Genomic DNA, 16897 nt, shown 5'->3' with positions numbered 1-16897 from the left:
ATGGACGCACAGCGGGCGCAGCACCGCCGCCGTCAGGCTGTACGGTGGAAACCATGGGGCAACAACGCGGAGGGATGCATGCTTAGGCGTCTCCCGGGACGAAGGGCGTCCCGCCACTTTAAACCTGCCCTCGTCCGGGAACAGCGCAGGCGTTATGCGGGCGTGCCGTTCACCAGCCGCGCTGCGCGCCGGTATCCCGGGAGACGCGAAGCGAAACCGCCCAGCTGCTAAAGGCGCAGATCGGTCGCCGCGCGCGGGAAGACCGATTTCACGTCGAAGATCACCGAGTCCGGGCGGGCCAGTTCGCGGATCGCATCGATCCCCATCTGCAGGAACTCGCGGTGCGGCACCGCGACAATGATCGCATCGAACTGCCCCGGGGCCGGGGTCTCGGTCACCGGGGTGATGCCGTATTCGTGCTCGGCCTCGGCCGGGTCCACCCAGGGGTCGAAGACGGTTACCTCGGCGTTGTAGCCGGCCAGGGTCGCGTGGATATCGATCACGCGGGTGTTGCGCAGGTCGGGGCAGTTTTCCTTGAAGGTCAGCCCCATCACCAGGATGCGTGCGCCCACCGGATTGATGCCCTTGCGCACCAGGGCCCGCACCGTGTTGTCCGCGATGTGGGCGCCCATCGAGTCGTTCACACGGCGCCCGGCGAGGATCATCTCCGGGTGGTGCCCCACCGCCTGCGCCTTGTGCGTCAGGTAGTACGGGTCCACGCCGATGCAGTGGCCGCCCACCAGCCCGGGGCGGAACGGCAGGAAGTTCCACTTGGTCCCGGCCGCCTTCAGCACCGCCTCCGTATCCAGCCCCAGGCGCTCGAACAGCAGCGCCAGCTCGTTGATCAGCGCGATGTTCACGTCGCGCTGGGTGTTCTCGATCACCTTGGCGGCCTCGGCCACGCGGATGCTCTCGGCCTTGTGCGTACCGGCGGTGATCACCCGTGCGTACAGCGCGTCGACGAAGTCGGCCACCTCCGGCGTGGAGCCGGACGTGACCTTCATGATGGAGGTCACCCCGTGCTCCTTGTCGCCCGGGTTGATGCGCTCGGGGCTGTAGCCGGTAAAGAAATCCTGGTTGTGCACCAGGCCGGACTCCGCTTCGAGGATCGGCACGCAGTCCTCCTCCGTGGCGCCCGGATACACGGTGGACTCGTAGATCACCGTATCGCCCGGCTTGAGCACCCGCCCCACACTGCGGCTGGCCCCGAGCAGCGGTCCGAGGTCGGGGCGCTTGTGCCGGTCGATGGGGGTCGGCACCGTCACCACGAACACGTTGCAGGCCCGCATCGCCTCCAGGTCCGAGGTGTATTCCAGATGCGGCGTGGCCGCCAGCTTGTCCGCCTCCACCTCGCGCGTGCGATCCACCCCGGCCCGCAGCTGTTGCACCCGTTCCGGGTCGATGTCGAACCCGATGGTGGACCAGTGATGTCCGAATTCGACGGCCAGCGGAAGGCCAACGTATCCAAGTCCGATGACCCCAATGGTGACTTCATCCAGCGCGGGAAGCGTATGCATAAGATGTCCGTTCTCGTTGCTCTTCGTCATGCGGCACCCCGGCGGGGGCCGTTCTGTCCCTGGACCGCGTCCGGCTCAGGGAAACGTGGGATCCATGTTTCCCTATTGGCAGGGCGCGCAACCCGGCACGCGCGGCCCGATCCCCTCCACACGACCGGGGTTGGGTCCCGGCGGACCGGCATAGGCGCCCCAGACCGATCGTTCGCGCAGGCGGCCATTGTAATCGCGATCCGCGCCCGCGATTGCGGGCGAACTCACGCTGTCTCCACGTTCCCGCAAACCGCCCGCGCGCGGGTAGAGATCCAGGGCATCCAGCCCAGCATCCGGGGCCACGAGGTAACGGGCCGCGGCTTCGCGTGAGGCCGTAAAATTTTCGGCTCCCGCGATACCGCCTGAGAGCTGCAACGGGTGCCCGGCGAACACGGCGTTGCCCGCCACCACCTGCTCGTGTGCCCGGTCGGGCTCGTCCACCCGAATCCCGAACCCGGTCGCCAGGACCGTGTTGTTCACAACGTGGATCTCCCGCGGCACATGGTTGTGCGGGCGGACCAGCAACGCATCGCCGACATCATTCACGAACAGGTTGTCGTGGATCAGAAGGTTGCCCTCGCCCTGGAACAGTCGCTCGTGCGGGTTCTGGTAGAACAGATTCCCTTCGATGCGATAGCGGTCTTCAGACCCCGGGCCGGTGGGCGGGAAATGCCCCACCAGCAGATTGGGGCGGGCCCGGGCCCCGTCGCTCCCGCGTTCTGCCTTGTTCAGAAAATTGAAGCGAATCCGCGTCTCGCGCGGGCCCGGGTCCTGATCCGGAATCATCTCCCTTTCCGTCTGGTGCTTGATCTGGATGTTGTACCCCAGAGTGCGGTGCACATGGTTGTGCTCGATCACGCCACCGACAAACGGGCTGGTGCCATCCGGCTGTCCGAGATACATCCCGGTACCCACATCATGGATCTCGTTGTGCCGGATCACCCAGCCCCAGGCCGGCACGCGCGTCGTGATCCCCGTGTTGCCCTGCGAACGGTCATAATGGCGGATGGTCAGGTGCTCCAGCGTCACGTGATGCACGCCGTCACCGCGCGCCTCCGCCACCACCCCCGCAACCGGTTCCCCGCCGCCATCCAGCGTCAGATGCCGGATCACCAGATGTTCCGCATCCACCAGGCTGATCGTGTTCTCCCCGCGGCGCCCGCGCAGCACGGCCGGCTCACCTTCCGCTGGCCCGCTGATCACGATGGGCCGCTCCGGCGTCCCGCGCACTCCGTGTAACCGCAGCGAACGCGGATAGTCCCCTGGCTCCAGCCGCAACCAGTCACCGGGCTCAAGCGCATCCACCGCCACCCGGTAATCCTCCGGCCCCGCGCGCACGACTTGCGAGGCCGAGAGCGCGGACTGCGCAACGGTCGCGACATCCGCCGACACCGCGGGTGTGTAAGCCACTGCTGCACTGCCGGCCAGCACCGACACGATGAAGCGGACCGGCCAGCAGCTGGATGTCCAGTACCACTGTCGCTGCAAAGCCACGACCTACCTCCCGGCCCGTCAATGCTTCAAGGCGTTGTCCAGCTGACTCCTTAGTTCGCCCCAGGCGTTGTCAGGGTCGAACCAGTAATTACCCTCGATTAACACAGGCCCCTGAGGGGTGATCGCGACATCCCATCCAACCAGACGAATCGGATAGAACGCTTGCGCGGCCGCCAGGGCAAGTCGCCGTGTTTCCTCCCAGTGCGGCAATGTTCTTCCAACCAATTGGGATCCGGTATTGGGGTGGCTTTCTACCTCCTCCAGGCCAATGCCCGAGGGTGATGCGCGGACTACCCGGAGAATCCGGCCAGAAAGAAGGTCCAGTCGCGCGCGCAGGTTTCCGGTATCCCCGTAGTTGAAGTTGTCGTTATCAACATTCGTGACTACAGAGCGCCAACTTGCCGAGATCAATTTCGGGCTGGAGCCGGGACTCGCGGGCATGGCGGTCGCGATCCGCACGGTCTGGACCGTTTCAAGGCCCGTCCAGCCCGCAATGGACGGATGATTTTCAAGCCTGCGTTGCAGGACATAACACGTCTGCCCTTTGAGCTCAGCAAGCAGATCCCCAAGGTCGAGGATGCGTTTACCTTCCTGCAACCATCCCTCCACGACCCGAAAGCGGCGAATCCCGGCCCCATACACACCGTTGGCAGGCTTGAGGATCAACTCACGTCCCTCTTCTCTATTGAGGGCGTTCGGCATGTCCTCGCTGGACAAGGGCTCCAGGGAATCCGGGATTCGCACAAGGTCCCGCGAGAGAAACGCGACGGTCTCGGGAATAGGCAATCCCAGTTCATGGCAGTAGCGATAGAAGACCGCCTTGTCCTCCAGCAGGGCGGCGTGTCCAACAGGACTGTGCCTCGCCTGAACCTTCAGCATCTCGCGCTTGCTGACGTATTGCTCGAGGGCCCTCTGGCCGAGCCCAGGATTCATCAACCCCCAGAGTTTGATTTCGCGCGCCGAGAATCCCCGGGAGACCAGGTAACGGTAGCGGCGGAATGCACTCGGAAGCCGAGCCTTGAAATGGACCTGTTCGTCCTTCAGGTGACGCCAGGTATCCCGGGCATCGAAGAACCGGCCGCGCAAACCCGTTCGTAGCCGACGGGGGCTCAACAACTTCCAGTAATCCATGGCCCACCCCCTTGAATGGCACCGGCGGACTGTCCGAAAAAGAACCGCGAGCAAGGCAACACATGCGCGCTGCCCCGGCCGACCAACCCAACGAACAATCGGACGCAGGAACGTAACACCTTGATCCTAGACCTACCTAAAGGTGGACCGCTCACCCGCCCTTGTCACGCTCCCTTCTGACCCCGCGATATAACGAGTCATTCACGGAGGGCCGGCATGTTTCTACAGGCACGTTAGAGTAAATCTGAAGGGGAAGCTGGACCGGTCTCAAAATCCCGCCAAGGATACGAGAAGCGTCCGTCGGCACCGCCGTGAACAGGACCTGACGATCCACTCATAGAACACCGCGACAACCATGAAATCTCATCCACCATGCAAAACCATGCGAGCGGTCGGCGCCCGGCCGAGCGTCATGAAGATTGGATCAGCGCCGTACAAGCTGGCGCGGGTCAGCCAGGCCGGCGAGCAGATCGCCTCCATCATCGCCCGGAGTCTGGATCACGAGCCGCGCGCTCGCACTGCGGGCTGATCCGATGCTGCTGCGCTCGCTGCTGTCCCTGATGTCGCCTGGTGGTTCCAGGGGGCGCCTGTCTATCCTGATCTATCACCGTGTACTGCCGGAACCCGACCCGCTGCTGGATGGTGATCCGCACGCCGATGACTTCCGCTGGCAGATGCGCCTGCTGGCCCGCCACATGAACCCATTACCGCTGGCCGAGGCCGTCGAACGCCTGCAAAACCACACCCTGCCGCCACGGGCCGTATGCGTGACCTTTGACGACGGCTATGCCGACAACGCCGAGGTCGCGCTGCCGATACTGCAAGAGGAAGGCATGCCAGCCACATTCTTCATTGCCACCGGCTATCTCGATGGCGGCCGGATGTTCAACGACACCCTGATCGAGACGGTGCGCCGCCTGCCGAAAAATGCCGACATGAGCCCGGAAGGCCTCGGGGAGTGGGCGCTGGAGACCCACCAGGACCGCCTGAAACTGATCCACGCGCTGATCGGCCGCTTCAAGTACCAGCCCGCCGAACAGCGCCGGGCCGGTACCGAGGCCCTGGCCGCGCGTTTTGGCCTGCAACTGCCGGACAACCTGATGATGAGCGGCCAGCAGGTGCGCGAACTCGCGAACGCGGGCATGGAAATCGGCGGCCACACCGCCACCCACCCCATCCTGACCGAGGTGGACGCGGCCACCGCCCGCGCCGAGATCGAGAAGGGCCGGAACGACCTCGAGGCGCTGCTTGGGCGGGCACCACGCCTGTTTGCCTACCCCAACGGACGCCCGAACAAGGACTACGCCGCCGAACATGTGCAGATCGCGCGCGATTGCGGCTTCGAGGCCGCCGTGTCCACCGCGCCGGGCGCCGCGCGTCTCGATTCCGATCTCGTCCAGCTCCCGCGCTTCACCCCCTGGGATCGCACCCCCCTGCGCTTCGGCCTGCGCCTGGCCCGCAACCTCACGGGGCCGAGAGAAGTACGCGCTTGAGGCGACACCGATCAGTCTGGCCAGCGTTCCGCAAATGGCTCAAAGAAACCACTTGCCCACCAATGAGGGCGTGACGACCTCTTCGATCCAGGACACTTGCTGCTCCGTCAGTTCCTCGCGCCATTTGGCGATCTGAGTCTCCGGCGCCCGCTGCACGTCGAAGTAACCGGACTGGCCGCAACGAGAGGTCAGCGACTGAACAAACCCAGCCGTTTGTTCATTCCAGTCAAGCCCTGCGTGGGCAAAGATCTTTCTGGTTTCCGCCTCGGTGGACCGGGACAACGCCTCATGAGTCACACACATGTAGGCCTCGTGGGTTTCGAGTGATCGGTAAACGAATTCGTTAACCACCATCCACTCAAAGGCCAACTGCTTCTCGATAGGCCAGCTCTTGACCTCCTCTCGTTGCCACGCCCACTGGTCCGCATAGCCCGCGTCGAACAGGCTGTTGATGTAGACCCGAGAGTCCATAAGGCCCCTGTCGGCTCCGCGCAGTCTGGATGCAATGACCCCAGCCGGATGGCGAACGATATGCACAAGCCGCACACGGGGCAGCGCATCCGCAAACAACGGTGCCCGCGCCACCGAATTCACGCTTTTGATGACAGTCACCACGTTATCGGGGGCACCCCGGCCAACCATGTCCCGGACGGTGTCTCGTTTCTGTGCGATCCCCACCCGGTCCAGCAGGCGAGCGGCCGCAACATTGAGCCGGTAAGCGGCCTCTCTCGGGCTGGACCGGTAAGACTTGCGGAAGAAGGGCTCCTTGCCGCTGACCTTAAGCGCCCGAACATTCTCCAACCGCCTTAAATATTCGCCCGCCTGACGCAGACAGCGTTCCCGATCGTCCGGCCCGGGAAGAAACGGGATTGACCTGTCGACAAGTGCCCAGTCCGGTTCGTGTCGATACAGAACACGGGGGTGACTGTCGAGAAGTTTGGCCAGGAATGTCGTGCCGGAACGCCCGCTGCCCACGACAACGATTGGAGAACACCGCTGGCTCATGGGCGTTCACCAGCCTCGGCCTGCCTGCTCGGGTCGAGGGCAGCGATCGGTTGCTTGTTCACACCAGGATCTCCACCGGTTCCGGATGACTCAGAAAGCGCGTCGGGCTGGCGGTGTAGCCGTAGGCACCCGACTGGAAGACCACGATCAGATCGCCCACATCGGCGCGCGCCAGCTCCATCTGCTGGGCCAGTACGTCCAGCGGGGTACACAGCGGGCCGACCACGTTCACCATTTCTCGCTCGGTACCGTGCACCCGGTTGCCCACCACCACCGGATAGTTCTTGCGGATCACCTGGCCGAAGTTGCCGGAGGCGGCCAGGTGGTGGTGCAGCCCGCCGTTCGTGATCAGGAAGACCTGACCACGGGACTCCTTGCGGTCCAGCACCTCGGCCACGTAGATGCCCGCCTCGCCGACGAGATAGCGACCCAGCTCCAGCATGATCTCCGCATCCGGCAGCGCCTCGCGCACCGCAGGCAGGCGGTTTTCCAGATGATCGGCGATGGGGCCCAGGTCCAGAGGCTGGTCGCCGGGAAAATACGGGATGCCGAAACCGCCGCCGATATTCAGCATCTCGACCGGCCCCGGTGCCGACTCGGCCAGGCGCAGGGCGAGATCGAAGGTATGCCCCTGCGCCTCAACCAGGGTTTCCGGGCGCAGGTTCTGCGAGCCGGAAAAGATGTGAAACCCGCGGAAGTGCAGGCCCAGCTCGCCGATGCGGGCCAGCAGCTCGGGCACACGCTCGGCATCCACGCCGAAGGCCTTGGGCCCGCCGCTCATGCGCATACCGGAGCTCTTGAGCTCGAAGTCCGGGTTCACCCGGACCGCCACATGCGCCTGCCGACCCGTGCTTTCTGCAATGGCCCCGAGCCGCTCCAGTTCGGTCGGCGATTCCAGGTTGATGGTGATCCCGGCCGCCACCGCCGCCTCCAGCTCTGGTATCGCCTTGCCGGGACCCGCAAAGCTGATATCCCCCGGCGCCGTGCCGGTATCCAGTGCCACCTGCATCTCTCGGCTGGAGGCCACATCGAGCCCATCCACCAAGCCAGCCATGTGCTGCACAACCGCCGGCATCGGGTTCGCCTTGATCGCATAGTGCAGCGACAGCCCCTGCGGCAGTCCCGCGCGCAACTGCGCAACCCGTTCGGTCATAGCCTCCCGGCTGTAGGCATAGAAGGGTGTCTGGCCGACTCGGGCCGCCAGCTCCATCAGCGACTGCCCGCCAAGTTCCAGGCAGTCGTCCACCACCCGGAACGGATGCAGCGCACAGTGCTCGGGGCGGGTATCACTCATGCCGGCACCCCCTCCCGGAACAGGTCTCCGAACTCGGCGGCCAGCGCCTTGCGATCGATCTTGCCGTTGGCGTTGCGCGGCAGCGGCTCGGTGCGCAGCCCCACATGCGCCGGCAACATGAACCCCGGCAGGCCGGGGCGCAGCGCATCGATCAGGGTCTCCGGGCTCAGATCCGGCTGCTGCGGCAGGGCCACCAGTACGATGGCCTGCCCCAGCGTCGGATGCTCCACCCCGAGCGCGGCGACCTCGGCCACCAGCCCGGAGGCATAGGCCGCCTCTTCCACCTCGTTGGGGCTCACGCGATAGCCGGAGGTCTTGATCATCTCGTCGCGCCGCCCCACGAAATAGAGAAAGCCATCCTCATCCATGCGCACGGTGTCGCCGGACCACACCGCTATCTCGGGCAACGGCACGCCAGGCGGCTGCCCGGGTGCGGGCCGAAACCGCTCCGCCGTGCGCTCGGGGTCGTTCCAGTACCCCATGGCGACCAGCGCGCCACGATGCACGAGTTCACCCGGCTCGCCCGGCGCACAGGGGCTGCCATCCGGCCGCACCACCTGGATCTCCGCATTGGGAATCGCCCGGCCCATGGACCCCGGACGCCGATCCAGTTCCTTGGGTGGAAGGTAAGTAGAGCGAAACGCCTCGGTCAGGCCATACATCAAATAGCAGTCGGTGCCGGGCAGTGCGGCTCGCAGGGCCGACAGCGTCTCCTTCGGCATCGCGCCACCGGAGTTGGTGAGATAGCGCAACTTCTCCCGCGCCGCCTCGGGCCATTCCAGACGCGCAAGCTGAATCCAGAGCGGAGGCACGGCCGCCAGCCCCGTGATGCCGTAACGCTCCACCGCCCGAATCACGTCGCGCGGGAGCAGGTAGTTCAGCAACACGGCCTGGGCCCCGGTGCGAAACGCCGTGGTCAACTGGCTCAGGCCGTAGTCGAAGCTGAACGGCAGCACGGCGAGGAGACGATCCTCGGGCCGGTTCTCCAGATAGGTCGCAACGCTTTGCGCCCCCGCGACCATGTTGCGATGCGAGAGCACAACCCCCTTGGGACGTCCGGTACTCCCGGAGGTGTAGAGGATCGCCGCCATGTCCGTATCGATCACCCGGTGCGGGCGCAAGCCGTCACGCTCCGGCGCGGCATCCCAGGCATCCACTCGGACATGCCCGACCTCGGCATCGCCCGAGTCTTGGCTCGGCTCCCGCCCCACCAGCAGCACCGTGTGCAGATCAGGGCAGCCGGCGAGGACCGGACTCAGCGCCGAAAGGCGGTCCGCTGAGGTAACGAGGATGCGCACATTGCAGTCGCGCAGGATGTGCGCCACCTGCTCCGCCTTGAGCAACGGGTTCACCGGCACGAAGACGCCACCGGCCCGGCTGGCGCCGAACAGGCCATGCACCGTCTCCGGACGCTTGTCGAGGTAGACCGCCACCCGTTCCTGGCGCCCCAGACCACACCCCAGAAGGCGCGTAGATGCCCGCTCGATACCGGTCGCCAGCGTCGCGTAGTCCTCGCCCTGGTCCCGAAAGCGCAGGGCCGGGGCGGCCGCTGCGGTGTCGGCTTGCATCCATACGGAATCGTGCACAAGAAAGGACATCTCGGCGCCCAGGGCTATCGGAAACTGACGGCTCGATCATACCCCAGGCACCAGCCGCTTCCGGCCGCGGCCCGGGCGCACCGTTAGTAGCCCGTTCGTCGGCCCGGGGTTACACGGGAGCGGCCGCGTGTAACATGCGACGAAACGGGCCATGAGCCAGCCCCTATCGCCTGAACCAGCCACAGCGGCGCGAGGTTCGAACTGCATGCGTGACTACCTGCTCGCCCTGATCGTCGTCGTGCTCGTGCCCCTGATCGTGCGCTACGCGTGGATCGGCATCCTGGCCTGGTTCTGGGTCGGGCTCTTTGCGCCCCAGTGGAATACATGGACCTTCATGCGCGGCGCACCGCTGGCGCAGTACGTGGGCGGGGCAACCCTCATCGCGCTGTTCCTCACAAAAGACCGGAAGCCGATCCCGCTCACCCGCGAGACGGTCATGCTTTTTGTGCTGGCAGGCTACCTTGCAATGACCAGCTACTTTGCGGTCAATTCCAGCGGGGCGTGGGACTTCTGGATCCACTTCATGAAGATCCTGCTGATCACCTTCATTACCCCCATGTTGATCTACGGCGAGCGCCGAGTCGTGTGGCTCCTGCTGGTCATCACCGCATCCATCGCCTTTTACGGTTTCAAGGGCGGGCTTTTCGCTATCCAGACTGGCGGAGCCCACCACGTACTCGGGCCTTCCGGGTCTTACCTCTCCGGTAACACCTATATCGGCCTGGCGATGCTCATGATCCTGCCGCTGATCCTGGCCACTGCCCGCATGTTTGATCGACGATGGGCAGCCGACCTGGGAATCGAACTTCTCAACCGCTTCTCTCGCCCCATCGGATGGTTCGTCTACGCCGTCTTCTGGCTAACAGCGATCGCAATCCTCGCGACGCATTCGCGAGGGGCCTTCGTAGGCTTGCTGGCCATTATCCCGTTCCTGTTCTGGAAAATGCAGAAAAAGGGCCTGATGCTCCTGGCGGGGTTTGTCCTCGTGACCGTGGTCGGTGTCACCGCACCAGAACCGCTGGTCGAGCGATGGCAGACGATCCAGACGTACGAGGAAGACAACTCCGCGATGATGCGCATTCAGTCATGGGGTGCGGCCTGGAACATGGCCATGGAGCGCCCCCTGACAGGCATGGGGTTCCGCAGTCACCACCTCGGCTACGACTGGTACATTTCCTACGCGAATTTTGAGGGCGCATGGCGCCATGCGCTGTCGCCGCACAGCGTGTACTTCGGACTCATGCAGGAGCACGGGTTTGTGGGCCTCGGGCTGTTCCTGATGCTCATGGCCTTTACCTTTATGACATTCAACCGGATCCGGCGCACTGCCCGACACCGTACGGGTCAGACATGGCTCGCCGAGTATGCCTGGGCCCTGCAGATTGGCCTCCTGGGATACCTGATCGCCGGCGCATTCCTTGATGTAACGTATTTCAATCTGCTTTACGCTTTTGTCGCCTTGGCTGTGATTATGCGTCGGGAACTTGAAACGGCCCCACATCCCACCACCGTTCCGGTCACCGATAAGCCCGCCCAACCGGAACCGACTTCCCAATCGGAGTCGCTCGGAACCGACAAGGACACGGTCATGTCCGGCACCCTGATGGGGCCATCGTCATCCCGAAACTGATTCGATTGTGGATGACGCCCTGATGGAGGCCTTCCCGCTCAACGCCCCCTTTACCCAGACGACGGCCGCACTGGACCAATGCATCGGTAACCTGACCGGCGCGCTGCTTGCCAACACCCAGCCCGGGGTGGGCCTCTACGACCCAGTGGACGAGGCCCCTACGCCCGGGGACCACTACGGACAAACCGCCGCCTCGCTGGCACTCGCCATCCAGGAGGGCCCCGATACCGGGTTTTGGCACCGCCCCCTGGATGCATGGGAGGCCCTGCCTGAGGACCAGAGAGGGCACGCCCCCTTCAACCGATTCCTCCTGAATGTGCTCGCAGAGTACCTCGAGCAATCCGGCGCATCCCCAGGCGAGGTCTTTCACATTCGACGCCTGGCGCAACGGTGCAAGCTTTCCCGCGGATATCCCTCCAACAACTGGACCCTGCTGGCCCGGTTATGCGAATTACAGGAAGCCAGCGGCAACGCCAGAATCCGCGCACATGCGCGCCTGCGGGGGCTCTTTGATCGCTGGGTCACGCCTTCTGGTGCATTCGTCGATTACCCAGCCCGCCCCGGCATACCGGAACGCGGGGCGACACCCACGGCCTACCACCACAAGGCGCTTTTCGTCGCCGTCACAGCCGCCGAGCTTGGCGAGTCGGAGGCGTGGCAACCGACAATCGAACGCCTGCTGAAATGGAGCCTGCACGTGTGGGATGGCCACGGCCATGTCGGCGGCCTCGGCCGGAGTAGCCACGCCCTATTCGGTGACGCCTGCCTGATGGCAAGTTTGATCCTGCTGGGTGCAAGCCAATCGCAGGCCCAAGACACTCCCCCCGGCCGGATGTTGCACAGCATTCTGCAACGCTTGCAGGAACAGACCCGTCCAGACGGCTTCATCGCGCTAAACCCAGCCGACCGGAAAACACCCGGTACAGGCTGGGACACCTACATGTACCTATCGGTGTACAACGCCTGGGCGGCCGCCATCATCACCTGGGCCAAGGGCCGGACCACACGCGCAGACCGCGCTCCCGTTCCCATCGAGCTACGGGCACTCGAACCTTCTGTCACGGACAAACCGCATGCGGTACCGTTTCGTGTCGGCGCCCCTGGTAAAGCCTTCTTCCTTATTTCCGGTTGCGGCCAGCCACCTCAGGCCTTCAGCCGAAGCGAGGTGGAGCTGCGCTATGCCGGGGGCATGCCGCTGCATGCCGCCTGGCAGGGTCTCCCTTTGTGCCCAGCACCCGTCCGGATTTCCAGGCAAGCGCTGGAGGCAAATGCGGCCCTGGCTGGGTGGACGCCGGTCTTTGAAGCCCAGGGCATCCTGTTCGGGCTGACCGATTTCGACTCGTGCGATATCAAGCGCGGCGACCGAATCGTACGGATCAGCCTGTCAGGTCACCCCCGGGCGCTCGTGCGCCCCGCAACCAGCGGCCTGGGCCAGCACGCACTGGCCGCGCTCGACTGGCGACTGCTGGGCGGTGCGCTGGGTCGCCGAGCCGCTCTGCGCCGCCCCAAACTCGCCCACATCAGAGGACATCTCGAATGGACCATCCACCTTGACCAGCCGCGCATCGAACAAACGCTGAACCTGGAGCATCGCGGCGAACCGGGCATACGCTACCTGAATCCCGGCGGCCACGCGGTCACTGGCGCTGCAACCTCAGAATGCTCATTTCTGGCGGAATCCGGGCATACCGAACAGGGGCAGACACCAACCCCCGATGCCTGGCTGGAGACACCGCTGCCATCCGCAACGGCTGGCGCCATCGGTCGTAGCCGGCCCTCAATTGAACTGCCCCTGGGTCAGTACCACGCGGAGCTCATCGTCACATGGACGGCCCTGGCGAGCCAGGTAACGCGCCAACCCGACCGGTAACCGCTCTTGTCCGTCCTATGGCCGGTCACCCCGATTCATCAGACGGTCCGTCATCAACCGCAGGATATTCGGCGCCACCAGCAGCGCGCCGACAGGATCATTACGAAACGTCTTGATGACGACCGACCAATCCAAGCGCTTGCCCTGCCGCAATTGATGCAGCACTCCGGCCAAAAACCCACGGCGCGATTCGCCGAGCTGGGCACGTACTAACGCCTTCTGCCGGGCGCTCAGTGGAATCTCGTCCAGGATCATCTGCGACAGCGCAACGTAGTTGCCGGCAAGTCCCAGATAGCCCTCCGTATTCCAGCCTGACTTGTCGAAGATATTCACCCCTTCCCCCTCGTCCGCGTAAACGCGTGGCGAGAAGGCGACACGATCCAACCGCGCAGCCAATCGGAGCTTGAACAACCGATCTTCCCCATGGAGCAGACTCACCGGAAACCGAAGATCCGGGAAGCGGTCGAGCCGATAGGCCATGGTGTTCGCGCTGATGACATTGCTTCGGCGAACCAAGAGGTCGACAAAATTTCCTACAAACTCGTAGATCTCATGTTGCGGGTCAACCAGACGATGCTCGTCAAGGCGGATGTTGTCACCCGCCGACCGTCCCCAATTGAACCGGGTTCCCGAAACCCCGACCCTCTGGCTATCGCCCACAAACAGATCATAGCCCTGCTCCAGCGCCCTAACCGCATCCTCCAGAAATGGCCCGGTCCACTGATCATCGGAGTCCAGAAAGGTCACGAACGGTGTGCCGCTCACATGATCCAGGCCTGCATTCCGTGCCGCCGCGGGCCCCGCATTCTCCTGATGGACAATGCTAACTGCCCCACCATCCTCCAAATCCCCAATCTCGTCTTCTGCCGGAAGGGGCGAGCCATCATCCACCACGAGAACCCGGACCCTCAAACCGCCCCTCGAATCCAACACGGACTGCACGCACTGCCGTAACAGCCCCGCCTCTCGCTGGAAGTACGGAATCACGACCGCTACCCGCCATCTGTCACTCACCACGCTGCCCTTCTCCTTGTAACGAGGTACCGATTCCCCAGCGGCATACCCTGTAATCGTCACTCCAAACCAGCCCCCGACTCAGCTGACTAGGCTCTCTATCCGCTGCTCAGAGCCAGAGAAACCCCACAAAACTTCGCCCCCCCCCGAGTAGAATGCCCTTACTCCCGAATTTCACTCTTCGCAATACCACACTCCATCGCATCCGTCAGTTCCGCCCCCTGCCCCTCACATGCCGCAACCGCCCGGCCGACCCTGGCGGTACCGCAATATCATCGGTCCGAGCCCTCCCGGTGTCCGGCTCTTTAACACCATCACCCGCTCGATCCACTCGAATCCGGCGCATGTCTTCGTCAAACGCATCTCCAGACAGGCCATCGACCATGCGCTAAAGTATTCCTGAAGCCCCTAGGCACCGTATACACCGCAGCGAGCCCACACGAAGGAAAACACCATGAAGGACATCGCTGTTATTACGGCGCACAACCCACTAAACGCGGGGATGCTCTCGGTCGATCTCGCCGCCGAAGATTTCCTTCGCAAGCACGGCGCCACGTTTGACATCTTTAAATCCCATAACGCCTCGCCCCACTCCAATTCTTCCTTCGCTGGCCAGCCTACAACGCCCCTTCACGACCCCAACCAGCTCAGAGACTACTCAACCATTCTGTACTGGGGGGATTTCCTGAACTCGCCACTGTATGGGATACACGACTTCACCCAATTGGACATCCGTCATGGTCACAGCCGGACCAACCAGGAAGCCCTTGAGAAATGGAAGCGCCTATTCTTGCTGAAGAACTACCATCGCAGTCATCAGCGCGTGATCTCCGCGGGAAACAACTTTCAGGGGCTTTCCGCTTGCCGACAATTGCTCAGCCCTCAGGACTGGGAAGAGATCGTTCGTCTGTATTCATCCAGCTTCGACGCGATCTTTCCACGAGACCCGGCATCGACTGAGTCCCTGAGGACACTCCTGCCTGAGAATGGCCGCCCGACCATTCAAACAGGCCTAGATACAGCTTTTCTACTGAATCCCGCACCCCTCTTAAAAACCCGCCCACCCGATCTCAAGCGAAAGCACTACCGATTTTTCTTCGGGCGGTCCGGACTCAAAGGCATTACCATGCTCCGACTCGCCCTCTCTGTATCGAAATTGCAGAGCTCAGAACGGTTATCCGGTTGGTTCGACATCGACCCGGCTAGACCTGGGAGGGTCCAATTGGGTGGTCTTCTTGACAACATTCGGCACAGCTCATTCATTGTGACCGACACATACCACCTATGTGTCAACGCCATGAATCTTGGCGTCCCGGTGGTCGGAATTGGCGTCAACGCCGCCGACCAAGACGGGACCCTAGGAGATTATAAGAAGGAGGCCCTGTTCAAAATGCTTGGGAAAGAGAAACAATACGTTTCCGTCTCTGAACGGCGGCTTGGACCCGTGGGAATCCATCGCGCCATCCAGTCGGTATCCAAGGCAATGAATATCGACGACACGAATAACAGTACGCTCCACAAAGCGCGAGCTGATTTCGAGCGAATTCTTGCAAGAGCACTAGGCTTGTAAAACTAAGTCAGTGGCCGCCCCTCCCAATCATAAGAAACGCGTGAGAGGCGCCGCGAGAGACATATGAACTGCCAGTACGCCATACCTACCGAATCCTCGATCCACGCTTAGCGATCTAGGCTTGCACCAAATTTTTCGCCTCTTGGATTAGCTTGCGAGCATGCTTCCTCCGCTCCAGCTGCCGCAATGGGTTTGCGTCACCCCGACCACTGAAACCTAGGATCCGAGAGGCAATCAAAGCGAAGCGAATTGCTTTGAACTCGGGAGCGTGACGCCAAGATTCATCAGAAGAAGATGGGGCCCCATAACCTTGGAGGAACCCCCGAACCAAGGTTTTGTGAAGCGAACTACGAAAAGCACGCCGAGCGAAGAAGGTTTCAGTCTGAAACACGAAATACCCGACATCAAGGAGCGGCGAACCGAAGCCGTTACTGGACAAGTCGAGTCCGGTCATGCTGTCTTTTGCGGAGAGCAGGTTACCCGGATAGAAATCCCCGTGAATGATGGAATTAGGGCGATCGCTTTTGGCCACCACCTGTAGATTCGATGCGCCTTTCTCAAGGTGCTCCATGTCGGCCAATGAAAAATCGAGGGTACCTTGAGCCTGCGCCTCGGTGAGCCGCATGACGGCTTGTTCCAGTAGAAACGCCAGGGTCTTGACAGGAACGGGTTCCTGAGTTTCGTGCTGCGAGGGGCGAAAGTCTTGCGTAATCACCTGGAAATGGCGAAGCCATTCGCCTGCCCGGAAAAAGGCCTCTTCGAGGTCGCCGACGAACACAGGTCTCCACGGAACGAGCGGGATGGTTTTCAAGCTGTCTTGAAGTCGATTTCCGGGTTCGTGTCTGGTTACGATAGTCCCCGTCTCCGGTATGCTCATAACCACGCTGGGAACCCGAAAACGTGGATCTCTGTGGGGGCTAGCGAGAAAGTATTCGGAGATCGCCGCATCTCGCAGTGTTTGCCTTGCCTTCCAAGACTCGATACCGCTTGGGCCTTTTAAGGTCTTGATCCATAGATCAACTTCTTGGCGCGCCACCTGGACCCGAACATGATGAACGGATGAACTTGGCCGGGACGCGACCCGGAGAGGCGCGATAGATTGTATTTCTCGTTCGAAATGATTCTGAAGCTGGATATAGACATCGCTCGGCGCGTTATCGTGCGCGATCGGAAAGGCTTTGTTCGGTGGTACGTTGGTCATAGAGTCGCCTGTCCCAGGTGTTTCGTGCTCAAGTAAAGGCCAGAGACGGG

At 62.8% G+C, this 16897-nt stretch carries 12 protein-coding genes; 4 read left to right on the top strand and 8 right to left on the bottom strand.

Translation table 11 applies throughout. From position 1 onward, the window contains the following. Nucleotides 1-227 precede the first annotated feature (227 nt). The 3 genes from tviB to C996_RS0106470 form a co-directional block, all read right to left on the bottom strand. A complete protein-coding gene (gene tviB / locus C996_RS0106480; protein WP_018866641.1) occupies nucleotides 228-1517 on the bottom strand; it encodes a Vi polysaccharide biosynthesis UDP-N-acetylglucosamine C-6 dehydrogenase TviB in 1290 nt (429 codons plus the stop codon). 102 nt (nucleotides 1518-1619) lie between these two features. Continuing rightward, on the bottom strand, nucleotides 1620-2750 hold the full coding sequence (locus C996_RS0106475; protein WP_018866640.1) for a hypothetical protein: 1131 nt from the start codon (nucleotides 2748-2750) through the stop codon (nucleotides 1620-1622). A gap of 309 nt (nucleotides 2751-3059) precedes the next feature. Then, nucleotides 3060-4172 carry a sugar-transfer associated ATP-grasp domain-containing protein gene (locus tag C996_RS0106470; RefSeq protein ID WP_018866639.1) on the bottom strand — a complete coding sequence of 371 codons (1113 nt, stop codon included), beginning with the start codon at nucleotides 4170-4172 and terminating at the stop codon, nucleotides 3060-3062. Between the two features lie 533 nt (nucleotides 4173-4705). Here C996_RS0106470 and C996_RS0106460 point away from each other — a divergent pair. Beyond that, complete coding sequence (locus C996_RS0106460) at nucleotides 4706-5665, top strand: polysaccharide deacetylase family protein (RefSeq protein WP_018866637.1); 960 nt, start codon at nucleotides 4706-4708, stop codon at nucleotides 5663-5665. A 39-nt stretch (nucleotides 5666-5704) separates the two neighbouring features. Here C996_RS0106460 and C996_RS0106455 read toward each other — a convergent pair whose 3' ends face one another. The 3 genes from C996_RS0106455 to C996_RS0106445 are packed head-to-tail and all read right to left on the bottom strand — an operon-like array spanning nucleotide 5705 to nucleotide 9532. Then, nucleotides 5705-6670 carry a sulfotransferase gene (locus tag C996_RS0106455; RefSeq protein ID WP_081623682.1) on the bottom strand — a complete coding sequence of 322 codons (966 nt, stop codon included), beginning with the start codon at nucleotides 6668-6670 and terminating at the stop codon, nucleotides 5705-5707. 58 nt (nucleotides 6671-6728) lie between these two features. Further along, nucleotides 6729-7964 (bottom strand): pyridoxal-dependent decarboxylase, exosortase A system-associated, encoded by a 1236-nt coding sequence (locus tag C996_RS0106450; protein ID WP_018866635.1) that lies wholly within the window; start codon nucleotides 7962-7964, stop codon nucleotides 6729-6731. Beyond that, entirely contained in the window at nucleotides 7961-9532 is a 1572-nt protein-coding gene (locus C996_RS0106445; protein ID WP_018866634.1) for an acyl-CoA ligase (AMP-forming), exosortase A system-associated, read from the bottom strand. The genes C996_RS0106450 and C996_RS0106445 overlap by 4 nt, the downstream gene beginning before the upstream one ends. A 235-nt stretch (nucleotides 9533-9767) precedes the next feature. Here C996_RS0106445 and C996_RS0106440 point away from each other — a divergent pair, with 235 nt between their 5' ends. Continuing rightward, a complete protein-coding gene (locus tag C996_RS0106440) occupies nucleotides 9768-11192 on the top strand; it encodes a putative O-glycosylation ligase, exosortase A system-associated (protein WP_018866633.1) in 1425 nt (474 codons plus the stop codon). A gap of 7 nt (nucleotides 11193-11199) precedes the next feature. After that, nucleotides 11200-13062, top strand: a complete 1863-nt coding sequence (locus C996_RS0106435) for a hypothetical protein (RefSeq protein WP_018866632.1) — start codon at nucleotides 11200-11202, stop codon at nucleotides 13060-13062. A gap of 15 nt (nucleotides 13063-13077) precedes the next feature. On the opposite strand, the gene C996_RS0106430 is transcribed toward C996_RS0106435, so the two are convergent. After that, nucleotides 13078-14079, bottom strand: a complete 1002-nt coding sequence (locus tag C996_RS0106430) for a glycosyltransferase family 2 protein (RefSeq protein ID WP_018866631.1) — start codon at nucleotides 14077-14079, stop codon at nucleotides 13078-13080. Nucleotides 14080-14530: 451 nt separating this feature from the next. Here C996_RS0106430 and C996_RS0106425 point away from each other — a divergent pair, with 451 nt between their 5' ends. Next, nucleotides 14531-15646: a polysaccharide pyruvyl transferase family protein gene (locus C996_RS0106425; protein ID WP_018866630.1), complete on the top strand. Its 1116-nt coding sequence runs from the start codon at nucleotides 14531-14533 to the stop codon at nucleotides 15644-15646. Nucleotides 15647-15761: 115 nt separating this feature from the next. Here C996_RS0106425 and C996_RS14765 read toward each other — a convergent pair whose 3' ends face one another. Beyond that, a complete protein-coding gene (locus C996_RS14765) occupies nucleotides 15762-16847 on the bottom strand; it encodes a phosphotransferase (RefSeq protein WP_231367137.1) in 1086 nt (361 codons plus the stop codon). Between the last annotated feature and the right edge of the window lie 50 nt (nucleotides 16848-16897).

Source organism: Thioalkalivibrio sp. ALE25 (assembly GCF_000377285.1).
Classification (GTDB): domain Bacteria; phylum Pseudomonadota; class Gammaproteobacteria; order Ectothiorhodospirales; family Ectothiorhodospiraceae; genus Thioalkalivibrio.
Note: the sequence above shows the minus strand (reverse complement) of the source record. Positions and strands in the feature narration are given on the sequence as shown.

Excerpts from the sequence above, each read along its gene's own strand:
- C996_RS14765 (WP_231367137.1), bottom strand. The coding sequence starts at position 16,847 with ATGACCAACGTACCACCGAACAAAGCCTTTCCGATCGCGCACGATAAC.
- C996_RS0106455 (WP_081623682.1), bottom strand. The coding sequence starts at position 6,670 with ATGAGCCAGCGGTGTTCTCCAATCGTTGTCGTGGGCAGCGGGCGTTCC.
- tviB (WP_018866641.1), bottom strand. The coding sequence starts at position 1,517 with ATGCATACGCTTCCCGCGCTGGATGAAGTCACCATTGGGGTCATCGGA.
- C996_RS0106425 (WP_018866630.1), top strand. The coding sequence starts at position 14,531 with ATGAAGGACATCGCTGTTATTACGGCGCACAACCCACTAAACGCGGGG.
- C996_RS0106440 (WP_018866633.1), top strand. The coding sequence starts at position 9,768 with ATGCGTGACTACCTGCTCGCCCTGATCGTCGTCGTGCTCGTGCCCCTG.
- C996_RS0106470 (WP_018866639.1), bottom strand. The coding sequence starts at position 4,172 with ATGGATTACTGGAAGTTGTTGAGCCCCCGTCGGCTACGAACGGGTTTG.
- C996_RS0106460 (WP_018866637.1), top strand. The coding sequence starts at position 4,706 with ATGCTGCTGCGCTCGCTGCTGTCCCTGATGTCGCCTGGTGGTTCCAGG.
- C996_RS0106445 (WP_018866634.1), bottom strand. The coding sequence starts at position 9,532 with ATGCAAGCCGACACCGCAGCGGCCGCCCCGGCCCTGCGCTTTCGGGAC.
- C996_RS0106450 (WP_018866635.1), bottom strand. The coding sequence starts at position 7,964 with ATGAGTGATACCCGCCCCGAGCACTGTGCGCTGCATCCGTTCCGGGTG.